Below are 15,117 nucleotides of genomic sequence, written 5' to 3'. Positions count from 1 at the left end.
GACTCCTATCTATGCGTACGTGGGTCACTGGCATCCGCCAAGTTTTGACCGACAATAAAGAGAGAGAGGGAAACGAGGATCAAGGTAGTCAATGGAATCCAGAAGAGGTAAGCATTGACTGTAACGTTCTGTGCATAGTCTGAAATCAAACGACCAAGACTAGGCGTCGTAACGGGAAGCCCCAAACCAAAGTAAGAAAGGAAGGCTTCGTAAGAGATAAATCCTGGCAAGAGCTGACTAGCCATAGTCACGATAACTGATACAAGTTGTGGCATGATATTTTTAACCACAATCTTAGGAGTTGGTGTTCCCAAAGTACGAGAAGCCAAGTTGTACTCCAAATCACGGTAACGCATGATTTGAATACGGATAGTATAAGCAATACCAATCCAACCTGTGACAGTCATGGCAAAAATCATGTTCCAGAAACCTGCACCCAATGAGTAAGTCAAGACGATAACGACAAGGAGGGCAGGAATGTTTGAGATGATGTTGTAGATCTCCATCATAATCATATCAAAGGTCTTAGAAATCCCCCAAACAGCACCAACGACTAAACCAATAACAACGTTAAGGAAGGTAGCGATAACAGCAATAAGGATAGAATTACGAGCTCCAAACCAAACACTGTCAAAGAGAGACTTACCATTACTGTCCGTACCGAACCAGTATTGAGCATTTGGATGCACATAACGTACACTAAAGTCATTAACCTTAGACACGTCATTAAAGTCAAATTTTGAAAACATTGGGTAGATAAAGCTCATCAAAATGATAGCAATCAAGATTCCCAACATGACAGTTGTTGACTTTTTCTTGAAGAACTGACGCATCACCGATTTCCAGTATGAATAGGCCGGCGCATCAATTGTTTCAGAGGCAAAATCATCGCGCTTTACAAATTGGAACTTACTTTTATCAATTGAAGCCATTATTTACCTCCTTTAGATGTCAATTTGATACGTGGGTCAATCATAGTCATAAGGATATCACCCACAAGCAATGAGAAGATGGTGAGGGCTGTGAAAATAAATACAAGACCCACAACCATAGCGTTATTTGAAGCACGGACAGAGTCAATCAACATTTTACCCATACCAGGGTAGGCAAAGATTGTTTCTGTCAAGGTTGCCCCTGTGATAACACTAACGATAGATGCTGGGATCCCTGAAACCAAGGAAACCATAGCATTTTTGAAAATGTGTTTATTCGAAATTTCTTGTTCTGACAACCCTTTGGCACGTGCAAAACGAACGAAGTCTTGTGACTGCAAGTCAATCATGTAACGACGAATCCAAATGGCAAGACCTGGTGTAGACAAGAGACCGAGAATTACAGATGGCAAGACGTATGAACGCCAGTCACCCGCACCCAAGATAGGGAAAGAATCTGGAAGACCAATCTCAGAACCAATCAAACGAATGATATAAACCAAGGCGATGGTTGGTAGTGAAAGCAAGAAAGTTAAGATACCAGTTGACACACTATCAAAGAGTGTGTTTTTAAAGCGTGCCATGTATGATCCCAATGGAATTGCCAAAGCATAAGACAAGACCAAACCAATCAAACCAGCAATGGCAGAACTTGTCACCATTGATGGGTACTGGTAGCGACTCTTAGTAGCTGTGTAAGGGTCGTCACCATAGTAAGAACGATCCCTAGCATCAGCCTGACTTGGTGATTTATAAGTACGAGAGTAGATATCTACTGAAGATACTTTCTTACCAGTAGGGAAGTTGACCTCAGAGCTTTGTGTTTGCCCTTGTCCTTGTGTAATAACATCAAGAACACCCTGCTCAGCATAGGTTGGGTAAGATGTACCAAGGTTCATCTTCACAAAGTTTTGGTGAACAAATGGGAACTGACTGTTAAAGTAAAGCAAGTATTTATGCTTAGTCCCTGATCCGACAACTGACCAACCGATAGCTGGGTCATTTTCAATACGGATGTAACGCTTCAAGTTTGGATTTGTTTTATCTTTAACCCATCCAGTATTGTCAAATTCAAAGAGGTGCGTATAGAAGCCAAATACACGTTCAAGCACTGGAACATCACGTGTTGCATAGAATTGTTTACTTTGCTTGAATTGATGCAAACGCCAGCCATGTCCTAAACTATCCACATATTTTTGGTAAATAGCTTTATTTTCTTTTGTTGGCTTAGTGGTTACTGACTTATCAAGGGAGCTAGCTTTCTCCTGCAACTCCTTGGTGTCATAGTAATCAATGTAACCCATACGTTCATAGATTGTATTTTCATAGTTAGCCTTAGAATCAGCTGTCTTAGCAATCTTGTTGTAGTTAGGGTCCTGTCTGAAAATCAGACGCCTCGGCACCATGGTATAGATAATCGTGTAGGTCAAGGCCGTCACGACAAATATTGACAATAGAGAACGGAGGGTTCTCAATAAAATGTATTTTTTCATGTCTCTTCCTTTAATTCCAAAAGAACTTTCCCAATCTAATGAGAAAGTTCCATCGTCCTTTTATTTAACGTGTTTCTCAAGGTCTTTTTGAGCTTTTTCGTTGGACTTAGACTTTTCTTTAAGCCAGCTTTCACGGGCTTTATCATAGTTTTTCTTAGTGACAACATCTTTTTGAGGCTCAAGGTACTTGAAGTATCTGTCAGAACCCTTAGGTCCCACTTGAGAGTAAGCACCTGAGAATGGTGTCAAACGAGCTACCATTGGAGCAGCACCCTTGTTAACCATAAGTGGCATGAAGAGTGAGCTATCTTCCAACCAAGCTTGTGCCTCTGCATAACGTTCATAACGTACATTGAGGTCGCTTGTTTCTTTAGCTGCATTATCAACCAAAGCATCAAAGTCTTTAAGACCTACTTGAGCTGCTGCTGCATTGTTAGGATCGTCAAATCCCATGTAAGTTTTTGTGTTCTCACTAGCTGTTGTCTTGAAGATATCAAGGAATGTTGATGGGTCTTCGTAGTCAGGCGCCCAAGCAACTGAAATATTGATATCCCAGTCTTCTGCTGCTGCGTTAGCTGCATACAAAGTACTGTTAAGAAGATCATCTTGAGACATTTGATGAACGTCTACAACCACATTTTCTTTACCGAGTGTCTTTTCAACAGATTGTTTCAAAGATTGTGCACGTGCTACAGTTGGTTTTGCAGCTTGGTCAACTGGAAGGTCCAAGTGAATTGGGAATTGAACACCTTGTGCTTGGAGAGCTTCCTTAGCTTTATTAAATTCAGTCTTAGCCTTATCAGCGTTGAAGAGACCATCTTGACTGTCTTTAAGGTTAACACCTGACCACTCGTCACCATATGAAGGCATCTTTTCAGTTACCAAATCACCGAATGACTTGTCACCAGCATAAACAAAATCAGGTTTCACAAGAAGGTTACGAACAGCAAGTGCTGCACCTTTTTCACCATTAAGTTGTGCTGAATAAGCTGTACGGTCAATAGCAAAGTTAACTGATTGACGGAAGTCCTTGTTAAGAAGAGCTTTCTTAGTTGAATCTTTTTCAGCATCAGTCTTCTTAGATGTATGGTTGTAAGACTGACGGTCAATATTAACACCAACCCCACCAATATCTGCAGATGGTTGTGTATAGAAGATATTATCTTTATATTGTTTTTCTACTGAATTAAAGTTTGAGCTTGTTGGATATAAACGTGCTTGACTATAAGCGCCATCAGTGAAATTACGGACAAGTGATTCTTGGTCAGATGCATCGTAGAAAGAAAGTTTGATGCCATCAAAGTGAACATTCTTCTTATCCCAATAGTTTTCATTTTTAGTCAACTCAATAGATGATTTAGCTGTCAATGACTTAAGGATGTATGGACCATTATAAAGGATAGATGATGGATCTGTTGATTTACCAAAGCTATCCCCTTTTGACTTAAGGAACTCTTCGTTAACAGGCCAGAAGAGAGAATAAGTCATCTTAGAATTCCAGTATGGTTCTGGTTGTTTAAGAGTGTACTGAAGAGTGTAGTCATCAAGTGCTTTAACACCAACTTTAGAGAAGTCTTTATCAGTACCGTTGAAATAATCAGCAAGACCTACTACAGAATCTTTTGCCAAATAAATTGACTCTGTCTTCTTATCAGCAGCATGCTTAAGACCTGTTACGAAGTCTTTAGCTGTTACTTCCGCATACTCTTCACCGTCTGAAGTATACCATTTAACTCCCTTACGAAGTTTGTAAGTATAAGTCAAACCATCAGCTGAAACAGTCCAATCCTTGGCAATAGCAGGTACCAAGTTTCCATATTTATCATTTTCCAAAAGGCCATCGACACCATTTGTCACAGCATCAGTCGTTGAACCTTTATTGGAAATAAGGTAATCCAATGTCTCAGGATCAGCAGTATAAACATAGTTATAAGTATTGCTTGAAGTGTTTGATTTTGATGAACAAGCCACTAAAACCCCAACACTTAGGAGGGAAACACCCGCAAGGGCCAACCATTTACTTTTTTTCATAAGCATTCTCCAAAAAATCTTTTTTTATATGCCTACATTATACCATAAAAAATAAGATGAGTACAATTTTCAGAATATTTTGTCTTATACTGACTTTCTCACAATTATACCCCTTATGAACACTAGGAATTAGCCCTTTTTGGACAAAAGAAAAAGGCTAACTGCCTTCTCCTCAAGAATATTATTTAACGTGTTTCTCAAGATCTTTTTGAGCTTTTTCGTTAGATGCTTTCTTTTCTTTAAGCCATTTTTCACGACTTTGTTCATATTCTTTCTTAGTAACTACTTTTTCTTGTGGTTTCACGTATTTGAAGTAGTCTGATGAGTTCTTATCACCCACTTGCATGCTAGCACCCGTAAACGGTGTCAAGCGTGAGATAACTGGTGCTGCACCGTTACCAACAGTCAATGGAATGACAAGTGAGCTATCTTCCAACCAAGCTTGAGCTTGAGCATAACGGTCGTAACGAGCATTGAGGTCTGTTGTTTCTGAAGCTGCTGAATCAAGCAAGGCGTCATAATCTTTAAGACCCACTTGAGCTGCGGCAGCATTGTTTGGATCATCATACCCCATGAAAGTCTTGGTATTTTCACTTGAAGTTGTCTTAAAGATATCAAGGTAAGTTGATGGATCTTGATAGTCTGGACCCCAAACCACACCGTTTGAAATATCCCAGTCTTCTGCTGCCGCATTAGCCGCATTAAGAGTAGCATTTTGCATATCATCAGATGACAATTGGTTGATATCGATAACGACATTTTCGCTACCCAATGATTTTTCAATCGTTTGTTTCAATGATTGAGCTTGAGCAACATTAAGTTTAGAACTTTGATCAACTGGAAGGTCCAAGTGAATTGGGAATTGAACGCCTTCACCTTGAAGAGCTTCTTTGGCTTTGGCAAACTCAGTCTTAGCTTTTTCCGCATTGTAGAGACCATCTTGACCATCTGCAAAGTTAACACCAGACCACTCATCACCATAAGAGCTCATTTTTGCTGTCACAAGATCACCAAAGGTCTTATCGCCTGCACTGACAAAATCAGAAGGAACAAAAAGGTTACGTAGAGCAAGAGCTGCGCCATCTTTACCGTTTACTTGTGATTGATAGGCAGTACGATCAATAGCGAAGTTGATTGATTGACGGAAGTCTTTGTTTAGAAGAGCCTTCTTAGTTGATGTCTTTTCAGCATCTGTCTTCTTAGCTGAGAATTTATAGCTTTGGCGGTCAATGTTTACACCAATAGCCGATGTAGATGCACCTGGTGCTGTGTAATAAATATTATCTTTATATTTCTTTCCTACCGATGCATAGTTTGAACTCATAGGGAAGACACGTGCAATGCTGAGACCGCCGTCAGAGAAACTACGTTCTTGTGATTCTTGATCCGATCCATCATAATATGACAATTTGATAGAGTCAAAATGCACGTTTTTCTTATCCCAATAATTCTCATTCTTAGTCAACTCGATAGATGATTTAGCTGTCAAAGATTTAAGAAGGAAAGGACCGTTATAGAGGATAGAGGTTGGGTCCGTTGACTTACCAAAATCTTTCCCTTTGTTCTTAAGAAAGTCTTCGTTAACTGGGAAGAGCAAACCATAGGTTGTCTTAGAGTTCCAGTATGGTTCCGGTTTTTTAAGTGTGTATTGCAGAGTGTAATCGTCGATTGCTTTAACGCCAACATTTGAGAAATCTTTATTGGCACCAGAAAGGTAGTCAGACAATCCAGCAATAGAATCTTGTACCAAATAGAGGGCTCCAGCTTTGGCATCAGCCGCATGCTTAAGACCAGTCACAAAGTCCTTAGCAGTCACATCAGCATACTCTTCACCATCTGAAGTATACCATTTAACACCCTTACGGATTTTATAAGTATAAGTCAAACCATCTTGAGACACAGACCAATCTTCAGCTACTGAAGGAACAAGGTTCCCATATTTATCAGCTTCCATAAGACCATCTACACCATTAGTTACAGCAGTCTTAGTTGGTCCAGTATTTGATGTAATATAATCCAAGGATTCTGGATCTGAGTTATAAATATAACTATAAGTCGTTCCACTAGTACTTGACTTAGAAGAACAAGCCGCTAACACACCAACACTTAGAAGGGCGACACCCGCAAGGGCTAACCATTTGCTTTTTTTCATAAGATTTCTCCAAAAAATAAAATTTTACTCTTTCATTATAGCATAAATAATCAAGAAAAACAGTCACTATCAGAATATTTTGCACAAGCAAAGTACATAATGAAACACGGCAAACTCAACAGTCCATTGTATTTCCTGGATTTCTAGCTACTTTAATCGATTTATTTTTAATCACCAGTCATGCATAAAACAAAAAGGCCTAACCCCTTGGTTAAACCTCTGTTTCTAAGTTAAAATTAGCCATTAAGAGCTTGAGCAGCTGTGATAATCGCCAAATTGTAAATATCTTCAGCACTAGCACCACGAGAAAGATCGTTTACTGGTTTATTAAGACCTTGTAAGATTGGTCCGATAGCTTCGAACATTCCCAAACGTTGGGCAATCTTATAGCCGATATTACCAGCCTGCAAGCCAGGGAAGACAAAGACATTAGCATGTCCTGCTACGTCACTATCTGGAGCCTTAATAGCTGCTGTTGCTGGAACAAATGCTGCATCGAACTGCAACTCCCCATCAATAGCCAAGTCAGGACGCATTTCTTTAGCAATATTTGTTGCTTGAACAACCCTGTCAACTTTTGGCGATTTAGCAGAACCTTTTGTTGAGAAGCTAAGCATGGCCACTTTAGGATCAATACCAAAAACTTTAGCTGTTTCAGCAGTATTAATTGCAATTTCTGCCAATTCTTGAGCATTTGGTTCAATATTGATAGCACAGTCAGCAAACATCAAGCGATGATCGGTATTTTCACGGTTCATAAGGAAGACACCTGATGTACGAGAAATACCAGGTTTTGTTTTGATAATTTGAAGGGCCGGACGTACCGTATCCGCTGTTGAGTGAATAGCACCTGAAACCATCCCATCAGCAAGACCAAGTTTAACTAGCATAACACCGAAATAGTTGACATCATGAAGCAACTTTTCCGCATCTTCCATTGTCGCTTTCCCTTTACGGATTTCAACAAATTTTTCCTTCATTTCCTCGAAATCTTCATAGGTTTCAGGATTAATAATTGTATAGTTAAAGTCTGCAAAACCAAGATCGTTCAAGATTTTGTGAACCTCTGCTGGGTCTCCCAAAATAATAGGATCAACCAATCCTTCAAATTTCAAACGGGCTGCTGCACGAACCACACGGTCGTCGTTACCCTCAGGGAAAACAATCTTAACACCTTTCCCTGAAATATGTTCACGAAGTTCACCAAATAGACTACGCATAAAAAAATTCCTCAATCAATCTTTTTTAGTTTGTAAGTTCATGATAACGGTTTCAAAATCATCTGTCAAGGAAGATGCATGGACCATCTCTTTTTTGGTAAAAGGATCAACAAATGCAAGACGGTGACAATGCAAGGCCTGGCGCTCAATACCATAGTCTAGAGAACCACCATAAAGATCATCTCCCAAAAGGGGAAGGCCTAAGTGGGCAAAGTGGACGCGAATCTGGTGAGTACGCCCAGTATGCAAATTGATATCAACCAGTTTAACCCTACCATAATCACCTACCAAACGATAACTAGTGTGGGCATATTTCCCCGACTTATGGACTCGACGTGTGATAATGGAATCCACATCACGCGCAATCGGTGCAATGATTTCACCTTGCTTCTCAAGTTTGGTCTCACCTTCAACCAAGGCATAGTAATGTTTCTTGATAGACTTCTGTTGTAACTGTTTATCCATACGAGCATGGGCGTAACCATGCTTAGCAAACAGCATGAGACCAGAGGTGTCCTTATCCAAACGTGTCACAATATGCACACGCTGGTTGGGATAATTATTGCTAACGAAGTGATGTTTAACGAAATTAGCCATGGTATTGTCATGGTTAACACTTGGAATACTAGCATAGCCATAGGGTTTATTAATCACCAGGAAGTTATCATCCTCATAGACGATATCCAAGTCAAAAGGAATTGGCTTCAAGGTTTCATGCGGTGCCTCGTCAGGGATTTCAATGGCAACCACATCTCCTTCATGGACAGGATAAGTCGCAAACTGCTCCTCGCCATTGACCCAAATATGACCACCTTCAAACTTAATCTTGGCTAGAAGTCCTTTTGAAATATCGTGCTCCTTCAAAAAGGTCTTGACCCGACAGGAACGCCCTACGGTAAATTCATATCTCATTCTTCCATGTCTCCAATAAAGGAATCACGTACGCGTTCCCAGAAACTTGTGTGACTGGCACTAGCAACAAAAGAAATCTTACGTTGGTCGATTGAAAATTCTACCTTTTTCACATTACGGTTGGTATAGGTTTTATTATCAACGGATAGAGTGTAGCTTCCCATTCGGGTAGGATAAACGGTAATCTTCTCATGCTTGGGCACAATAAGGGGACTTCCTAAGGTCCGGTACACACGATTATTAAGACTGGCAATCTCTGTCAGTTGCAAGGCTTCAATGGTAGGATGAAGGACCGCACCACCCAAGGATTTATTGTAGGCCGTTGATCCTGTAGGCGTCGACACTGACAACCCATCTCCACGGAAGCTCTCAAACAAGACATCATTAAGGCAAACATCTGCTGCCATGGTTTTCTCATTACGCTTGATGGCTGCTTCATTGAGGGCAATCGACGTAAAAGAACGACCATCAGCCAGGGTCAATTTGACATTCAAAAGAGGGTAAGAAATCTTTGCACCACTATCTTTTCGAAGCGTCTCGATTAATTGATCCACTTCACTGTCCAAATAATCCGTATAAAAGCCTAAATGACCCGTGTGAATCCCTACAAAACGCACACGCGCAAGCTCTTTTTCATACATATGAAAGGCCGATAGCAACATGCCATCACCACCAATTGAGATGACCACATCTGGATTTTTCTTGGTCAAATAAAAATCAGGATCATCTCGAAAGGCATTAAAAAGTTTCGAGGCAACACGCCTACTTTGGGGTTTGCCATTGGCAATAATAGCTACCTTCATCTCATCCGAAGAGGTCTTCATCTGTGTCATCACTATTTCCTACACTATCCTTCAAAGTTCTATTAATTGGATCAAAGAGCAACTGGGCTTCTCTAATATCATCACGTATCTTCCGCATTTCTTCGTCAAGCTCATAAGCCATGCGGGCCGTAGTTTCCAAGCGAAGTTTAATCTCCTCAGGAAAATTCCCCTGATACTTGTAATTAAGGGAATGTTCAATGGTGGCCCAAAAGTTCATGGCCAAAGTCCTAATCTGAATCTCTGCAAGAATTTCCTTACGACCACCTATGGTATCAACGGGATAAGATATAATAACATGATAAGAGCGATAACCCGAATTTTTACGGTTTCTGATATAGTCTCGCTCTGAAACAATAGTCATATCACTACGATGACGAAGCAAAGCCAAAACCTCATCCACATCATCGACAAATTGGACCATGACTCGGAGACCAGCGATATCCTGCATATCTTGAGCCAAATTTTCAATCGAAAGGCCACGAAGGGCGATCTTCTCTTCAATGGAAGCCACTGACTTCACACGTCCCGTCACAAACTCAATGGGCGAGTGACGATTTTGCTTACGAAATTGTTTACGAATGCCTCGGAGCTTGATTTTGAGCTCACCTACGGCCTGAATATAGGGGTCTAGAAATTCTTCCCAATCCATGGTCAAGATAGGACTCCTCCTTGTCAAAAGCTTTAGTTTTTTATAAAATAAATACAATCTGTTATATTATACCACATTTGAAAGCACAAGGGAGGACACACATGAACCATTTAGAGATAGAGTACAAGACTCTACTCACCAAAGACGAGTACAATCGTTTAGCGATGCTTTTCTCCCATGTGACACCTGTTACGCAAACAAACTACTACATCGACACTCCTCAGAGTGACATGAGAAATAAAAAGTTGTCTTTGCGTATTAGGACACTTCCCACTCATGGTGAGCTGACCTTGAAAATCCCTGAAAAAGTCGGGAACATGGAGTACAACGTTACCATGGATTGTGCGGATGCTAAGGCTTTGACTAAGTCGCTGGACTTTCCTGATTGTCAAATCAAATCCATTCTTTTAGAACGTGGGGTTAAACTAGAGGACCTAACCATCCTCGGACATTTGACCACAACTCGTCGCGAGTACCAGACCAACATCGGCCTCATGGCTCTTGATGTCAATGTCTATGCTGACAAGAAAGACTACGAGCTTGAACTAGAAGTTTCGGATGCTGAGAAAGGTAAAGACGACTTTGATGCCTTTCTTAAAGAAAATAATATTGACTTTAAGTATGCCAAGAGTAAGGTTGCACGCTTTGTAGCTACCCTCAAGAGAGACAAAGACTAAAATTTAGACAAGGAGCTGGCTCCTTGTTTTTTTATTTTAAACACATGTAGCTTCAAATGCCACAAGTATTTAGAACTTCAGAGGGTAATAGATTTCTCTAAAAACGCATACAAAGGAATTTTATCTAACAAAGGTTCGGTATTTTTCACTAATATCATACTTTGATGGCTGAAATTTCTGCTTCTTTTTGCTAAAATAGAACTATCTGTAGTTTTATTACAATAGCCCTAACTGGGCTTAGCATCTTATTTTTTTAAAGGAGTCACCATCGTCATGGTACATCAAAAAGCAAACCCACAATTGAAATTGTTCTCGCTCAGCTCAAACCCAGAAATTGCTGAAAAAATTGCTGAGGCTACTGGATTGCCACTTGGTAAAGTATCTTCACGTCAATTTTCTGACGGTGAAATCATGATCAACATTGAAGAGTCTGTTCGTGGGGACGACATCTATATCATCCAATCTACTAGCAACCCTGTTAACGACCACCTTTGGGAATTGCTCATCATGATTGATGCCTGCAAACGTGCCAGTGCTAACTCTGTCAACGTTGTTATGCCTTACTTTGGTTATGCACGTCAAGACCGTATCGCTGCGTCACGTGAACCAATCACTGCTAAATTGATTGCCAATATGCTAGTTAAAGCTGGTGTCAATCGTCTCTTGACGCTTGATCTTCACGCTGTCCAAGTTCAAGGATTCTTCGATATCCCAGTAGATAACCTCTTCACAATGCCTTTGTTTGCTGAATACTACAACAAAAAAGGATTCACAGGAAGTGATGTTGTCGTTGTTAGCCCTAAAAACTCAGGTGTTAAACGTGCTCGTAGCTTGGCGGACTACCTTGATGCACCAATCGCTATCATTGACTACGCTCAAGATGATTCAGAACGTGAAGAAGGTTACATCATCGGTGAGGTTGAAGGAAAAACAGCAATCTTGGTTGATGATATCCTTAACACTGGTAAAACGTTTGCTGAAGCTGCTAAAATCCTTGAACGTGGTGGCGTTAAAGACATCTATGCAGTAGCTAGCCACGGTCTCTTTGCAGGAGGTGCTGCTGAAGTCCTCAACGCTGCTCCAATTAAAGAAATCTTGGTGACAGATTCAGTTGCAACTAAAGAAAAAGTTCCTACAAATGTTAAATACATTTCAGCAAGTAAGCTAATCGCTAACGCTACTACTCGTATTTTCGAACGTCAACCACTTAGCCCACTCTTTGCTTACACTGCAAACGAGGACTAAGCTATGGTTTATTTGGACAACGCAGCAACAACTCCTTTAAATACTGCTGCTATTTCAGCTATGACACATGTCATGACTGAAACCTTTGGAAATCCATCCAGCCTCCATGCTTATGGTCGTCAAGCTTCCAAGGAACTTCGTGAAGCCCGTGAAGAAATGGCCAAACAATTTGAAGTCCCTGCTCGTAAGCTCATTTTCACTTCTGGTGGGACTGAAGGAAACAATACAGCTATCAAAGGTTACGCCCTAGCCAATCAAGCTAAAGGTAAGCACCTGATTACAACTGCTATTGAACACCACTCTGTCCTTCACACCATGGCCTACTTGGAAGAGCGTTTTGGTTTTGAAGTAACCTATATTCAACCAGAAAATCAGGTTATTACTGCTCAACAAATCGCTGAGGCCTTACGTGACGATACCATTCTAGTTTCTGTTATGTATGCCAATAACGAGACCGGCCAATTGCTTCCTATCAAGGAAATTGGTGACTTGCTTGCCAATCACCAAGCTGCCTTCCACGTTGATGCCGTTCAGGTAGCAGGAAAACTTCCTATTCATCCAGAGGAACTTGGAGCCGATTTTCTCTCTATTAGTGCCCATAAATTCCACGGACCTAAAGGTGTCGGCTTGCTCTATCATAACGATTTGCATTTTGACAACCTACTCCACGGTGGTGAGCAAGAAGAAAAACGCCGTGCCAGTACTGAAAACCTGGTCGGGATTGCAGGTATGACCGCTGCTTACAAGCATGCTAGTGACCACTACCAAGACAATTACCAACATGTTGAAAAGATTCGTCAGGCCTTTCTAGATTCCCTTACCATTCCTTATGAAATCAATGGTGGAGGACCTAGCCTACCTCACGTCATCAACATCAGTTTTCCTGATAAGGAAAACGGCCCTCTCTTAACCTTGTTAGACCTAGCAGGCTTTGCTGTCTCAACAGGTTCTGCTTGTACTGCTGGAACTGTTGATCCAAGTCATGTCATCCAGGCCCTCTATGGCAAGGATTCTGACAAGCTAAAAACAGCCATTCGCATTAGTTTATCAGAGGAAAATACCGCTGAAGAACTCCAGGCCCTAGCAGAAAAACTTAATCAAATCATAGGAGACTAACATGGCATTTGAAAAAAGCATTCATTTGACTGACTGTAAGTACCGTTACACCATCAGTCCTAATGTCAAAAAATTCACTCTACGTGATACGACTTTTGTGCAAAATAAAATCGGAAACTACGAGTTGCACCGCCTTCTCGAAAAAGTGCCTAACTCAGGCGAAGGTTTCCCACTCAAAATCACTATTAACAAAGACTTGACAGGCTTCAAATTGTCTATCACAGACAAATCTGGCCTTCGTAACGTTAATATCTTTAAAAATGAAGATCACCACATCTTGCAAGAAAAATTCTACTTCTTGATGCAGAGTTTGGTTGATCGTAACGTTTTCGAGCAAGAAGAAGTCTAAATTTTTTCTTACTACATATAAATAGCCTATCCATGTGATAGGTTTTTTATATCGCCTCATCTACACTATTTTGTTGCAATCTTCACAAACTTTTCTTAAAATATAAGAGAATCATACTAATTGAAGAAAGGAAAGCGATCAATGACATTTGAGAAAAACATCCCAAACGCCACTGCCAAACGTCTCTCTCTCTACTATCGTATTTTCAAACGATTCCATCGTGAAAATATCGACAAAGCAAGCTCTAAACAAATTGCTGAAGCGATTGGGATTGACCCTGCTACTGTTCGTCGTGACTTCTCCTATTTTGGTGAGCTAGGTCGCCGTGGTTTTGGTTATGACGTAAACAAGCTGATGACATTTTTCGCTGAACTCCTAAATGACAATGCGACTACCAAGGTACTCCTCGTAGGTGTTGGTAATGTCGGGCGTGCCCTCCTCCACTACCGTTTTCAAGAGCGTAACCGCATGCAGCTGGTCATGGCTTTTGATACAGACGATAACGAATTGGTTGGAACTCAAACCGAGGACAAGATTCCTATCTATGGGATTTCCCAGATTAAGGACAAGATTGCCCAAGAAGATATCAAAACAGCCATCCTGACAGTGCCATCAGTTAAGGCCCAGGAGGTGGCTGATCTTTTGGTTGATGCTGGAATTGAAGGCATTCTCTGTTTCTCTCCGGTCAACCTCAATCTTCCACGCCATGTGGTAGTCCAATACGTAGACTTGACTAGCGAACTACAAACCCTACTCTATTTCATGAAAGAAGAAGAAAAATCAAGGAGAAACAATGACTAAACCAATTATCGGAATCACTGCCAATGTAAGGCCTAATCCAGCCCATGAAGACATCAACTGGTCTTATGCCCCATCTGGCTTTGTAGAAGGAGTTCAAAGAGCCGGTGGCCTAGCAATCCTACTACCAGTATCCGATCCTTCGGAAGCCAAGACCTACATCTCCATGATTGATAAGCTTATCCTGATCGGTGGGCAAAACGTTGACCCTAAATTCTACAACGAAGAGAACCATGCCAGTGAAGACGACTTCTTCCTCGAACGGGATATCTTTGAAATGGCACTCATCGAGGAAGCCACTAAGCAGAAGAAACCCATCTTTTCAATCTGTCGTGGAACCCAACTAATGAACGTCGCACTAGGTGGTAGCCTCCATCAAGATATTGAAAATCACTGGCAGGACAAGCCTTCTGATTACCTCTACCATGAGATGATTGTTGATGAGAACAGTAAGTTAGCAGAAATCTACGGACGTGGAACCTCTATCAACTCCTTCCACCATCAAAGTATCAAACACTTGGCCTCTGACCTTCGTGTCATTGCGCGTGATCCTGAGGACAACACAGTCGAAGCTGTTGAGTCAAATAGTCCAGACCTTCGCTTTCTTGGTGTACAGTGGCACCCAGAGCTTCTCCTAGACAAACGCGAAGAAGACCTCAAACTCTTTGAATACGTCGTTAACGAACTTTAAAAGCAACTGAGACTGCACTCAGTTGCTT

General features: G+C 41.0%; 14 protein-coding genes. 6 read left to right on the top strand and 8 right to left on the bottom strand.

All coding sequences use genetic code 11. From position 1 onward, the window contains the following. Positions 1-5: 5 nt before the first annotated feature. The 8 genes from oppC to HMPREF1517_RS09795 all read right to left on the bottom strand — a co-directional run bounded on the left by oppC (position 6) and on the right by HMPREF1517_RS09795 (position 10,219). Positions 6-932, bottom strand: coding sequence for an oligopeptide ABC transporter permease OppC (oppC, locus tag HMPREF1517_RS09830; protein WP_037601737.1), 927 nt, complete (start codon positions 930-932; stop codon positions 6-8). After that, a complete protein-coding gene (locus HMPREF1517_RS09825) occupies positions 932-2,425 on the bottom strand; it encodes an ABC transporter permease (protein ID WP_013990225.1) in 1,494 nt (497 codons plus the stop codon). The genes oppC and HMPREF1517_RS09825 overlap by 1 nt, the downstream gene beginning before the upstream one ends. Positions 2,426-2,485: 60 nt before the next feature. After that, on the bottom strand, positions 2,486-4,456 hold the full coding sequence (locus tag HMPREF1517_RS09820; protein ID WP_037601734.1) for a peptide ABC transporter substrate-binding protein: 1,971 nt from the start codon (positions 4,454-4,456) through the stop codon (positions 2,486-2,488). 181 nt (positions 4,457-4,637) lie between these two features. Then, the gene (locus HMPREF1517_RS09815) at positions 4,638-6,608 is read right to left on the bottom strand and encodes a peptide ABC transporter substrate-binding protein (RefSeq protein WP_037601731.1); all 1,971 of its coding nucleotides are present in this window, start codon (positions 6,606-6,608) and stop codon (positions 4,638-4,640) included. A 236-nt stretch (positions 6,609-6,844) separates the two neighbouring features. Continuing rightward, positions 6,845-7,828 carry a phosphate acetyltransferase gene (gene pta / locus HMPREF1517_RS09810; protein ID WP_037601729.1) on the bottom strand — a complete coding sequence of 328 codons (984 nt, stop codon included), beginning with the start codon at positions 7,826-7,828 and terminating at the stop codon, positions 6,845-6,847. Between the two features lie 15 nt (positions 7,829-7,843). Continuing rightward, complete coding sequence (locus HMPREF1517_RS09805; RefSeq protein ID WP_037601725.1) at positions 7,844-8,740, bottom strand: RluA family pseudouridine synthase; 897 nt, start codon at positions 8,738-8,740, stop codon at positions 7,844-7,846. Further along, the gene (locus tag HMPREF1517_RS09800) at positions 8,737-9,573 is read right to left on the bottom strand and encodes an NAD kinase (protein ID WP_002884507.1); all 837 of its coding nucleotides are present in this window, start codon (positions 9,571-9,573) and stop codon (positions 8,737-8,739) included. Before HMPREF1517_RS09800 ends, HMPREF1517_RS09805 begins: the two co-directional genes overlap by 4 nt. Then, a complete protein-coding gene (locus HMPREF1517_RS09795; RefSeq protein WP_037601722.1) occupies positions 9,545-10,219 on the bottom strand; it encodes a GTP pyrophosphokinase in 675 nt (224 codons plus the stop codon). The genes HMPREF1517_RS09800 and HMPREF1517_RS09795 overlap by 29 nt, the downstream gene beginning before the upstream one ends. A gap of 95 nt (positions 10,220-10,314) precedes the next feature. Between HMPREF1517_RS09795 and HMPREF1517_RS09790 the strand changes: the two genes are divergently transcribed. The 6 genes from HMPREF1517_RS09790 to HMPREF1517_RS09765 all read left to right on the top strand — a co-directional run bounded on the left by HMPREF1517_RS09790 (position 10,315) and on the right by HMPREF1517_RS09765 (position 15,089). Next, the gene (locus HMPREF1517_RS09790) at positions 10,315-10,890 is read left to right on the top strand and encodes a CYTH domain-containing protein (RefSeq protein WP_002886838.1); all 576 of its coding nucleotides are present in this window, start codon (positions 10,315-10,317) and stop codon (positions 10,888-10,890) included. A gap of 273 nt (positions 10,891-11,163) precedes the next feature. After that, the gene (locus HMPREF1517_RS09785) at positions 11,164-12,135 is read left to right on the top strand and encodes a ribose-phosphate diphosphokinase (protein WP_002886837.1); all 972 of its coding nucleotides are present in this window, start codon (positions 11,164-11,166) and stop codon (positions 12,133-12,135) included. 3 nt (positions 12,136-12,138) lie between these two features. After that, positions 12,139-13,251: a cysteine desulfurase family protein gene (locus tag HMPREF1517_RS09780; protein ID WP_037601718.1), complete on the top strand. Its 1,113-nt coding sequence runs from the start codon at positions 12,139-12,141 to the stop codon at positions 13,249-13,251. 1 nt (position 13,252) lies between these two features. Then, the gene (locus tag HMPREF1517_RS09775; RefSeq protein ID WP_002884733.1) at positions 13,253-13,600 is read left to right on the top strand and encodes a DUF1831 domain-containing protein; all 348 of its coding nucleotides are present in this window, start codon (positions 13,253-13,255) and stop codon (positions 13,598-13,600) included. Between the two features lie 141 nt (positions 13,601-13,741). After that, the gene (locus HMPREF1517_RS09770; RefSeq protein WP_002884205.1) at positions 13,742-14,401 is read left to right on the top strand and encodes a redox-sensing transcriptional repressor Rex; all 660 of its coding nucleotides are present in this window, start codon (positions 13,742-13,744) and stop codon (positions 14,399-14,401) included. Beyond that, positions 14,394-15,089 carry a gamma-glutamyl-gamma-aminobutyrate hydrolase family protein gene (locus HMPREF1517_RS09765; RefSeq protein WP_037601715.1) on the top strand — a complete coding sequence of 232 codons (696 nt, stop codon included), beginning with the start codon at positions 14,394-14,396 and terminating at the stop codon, positions 15,087-15,089. The genes HMPREF1517_RS09770 and HMPREF1517_RS09765 overlap by 8 nt, the downstream gene beginning before the upstream one ends. Positions 15,090-15,117: the final 28 nt, after the last annotated feature.

Origin of the sequence: Streptococcus sp. ACS2, from assembly GCF_000525585.1 — a bacterium.
Classification (GTDB): domain Bacteria; phylum Bacillota; class Bacilli; order Lactobacillales; family Streptococcaceae; genus Streptococcus.
Note: the sequence above shows the minus strand (reverse complement) of the source record. Positions and strands in the feature narration are given on the sequence as shown.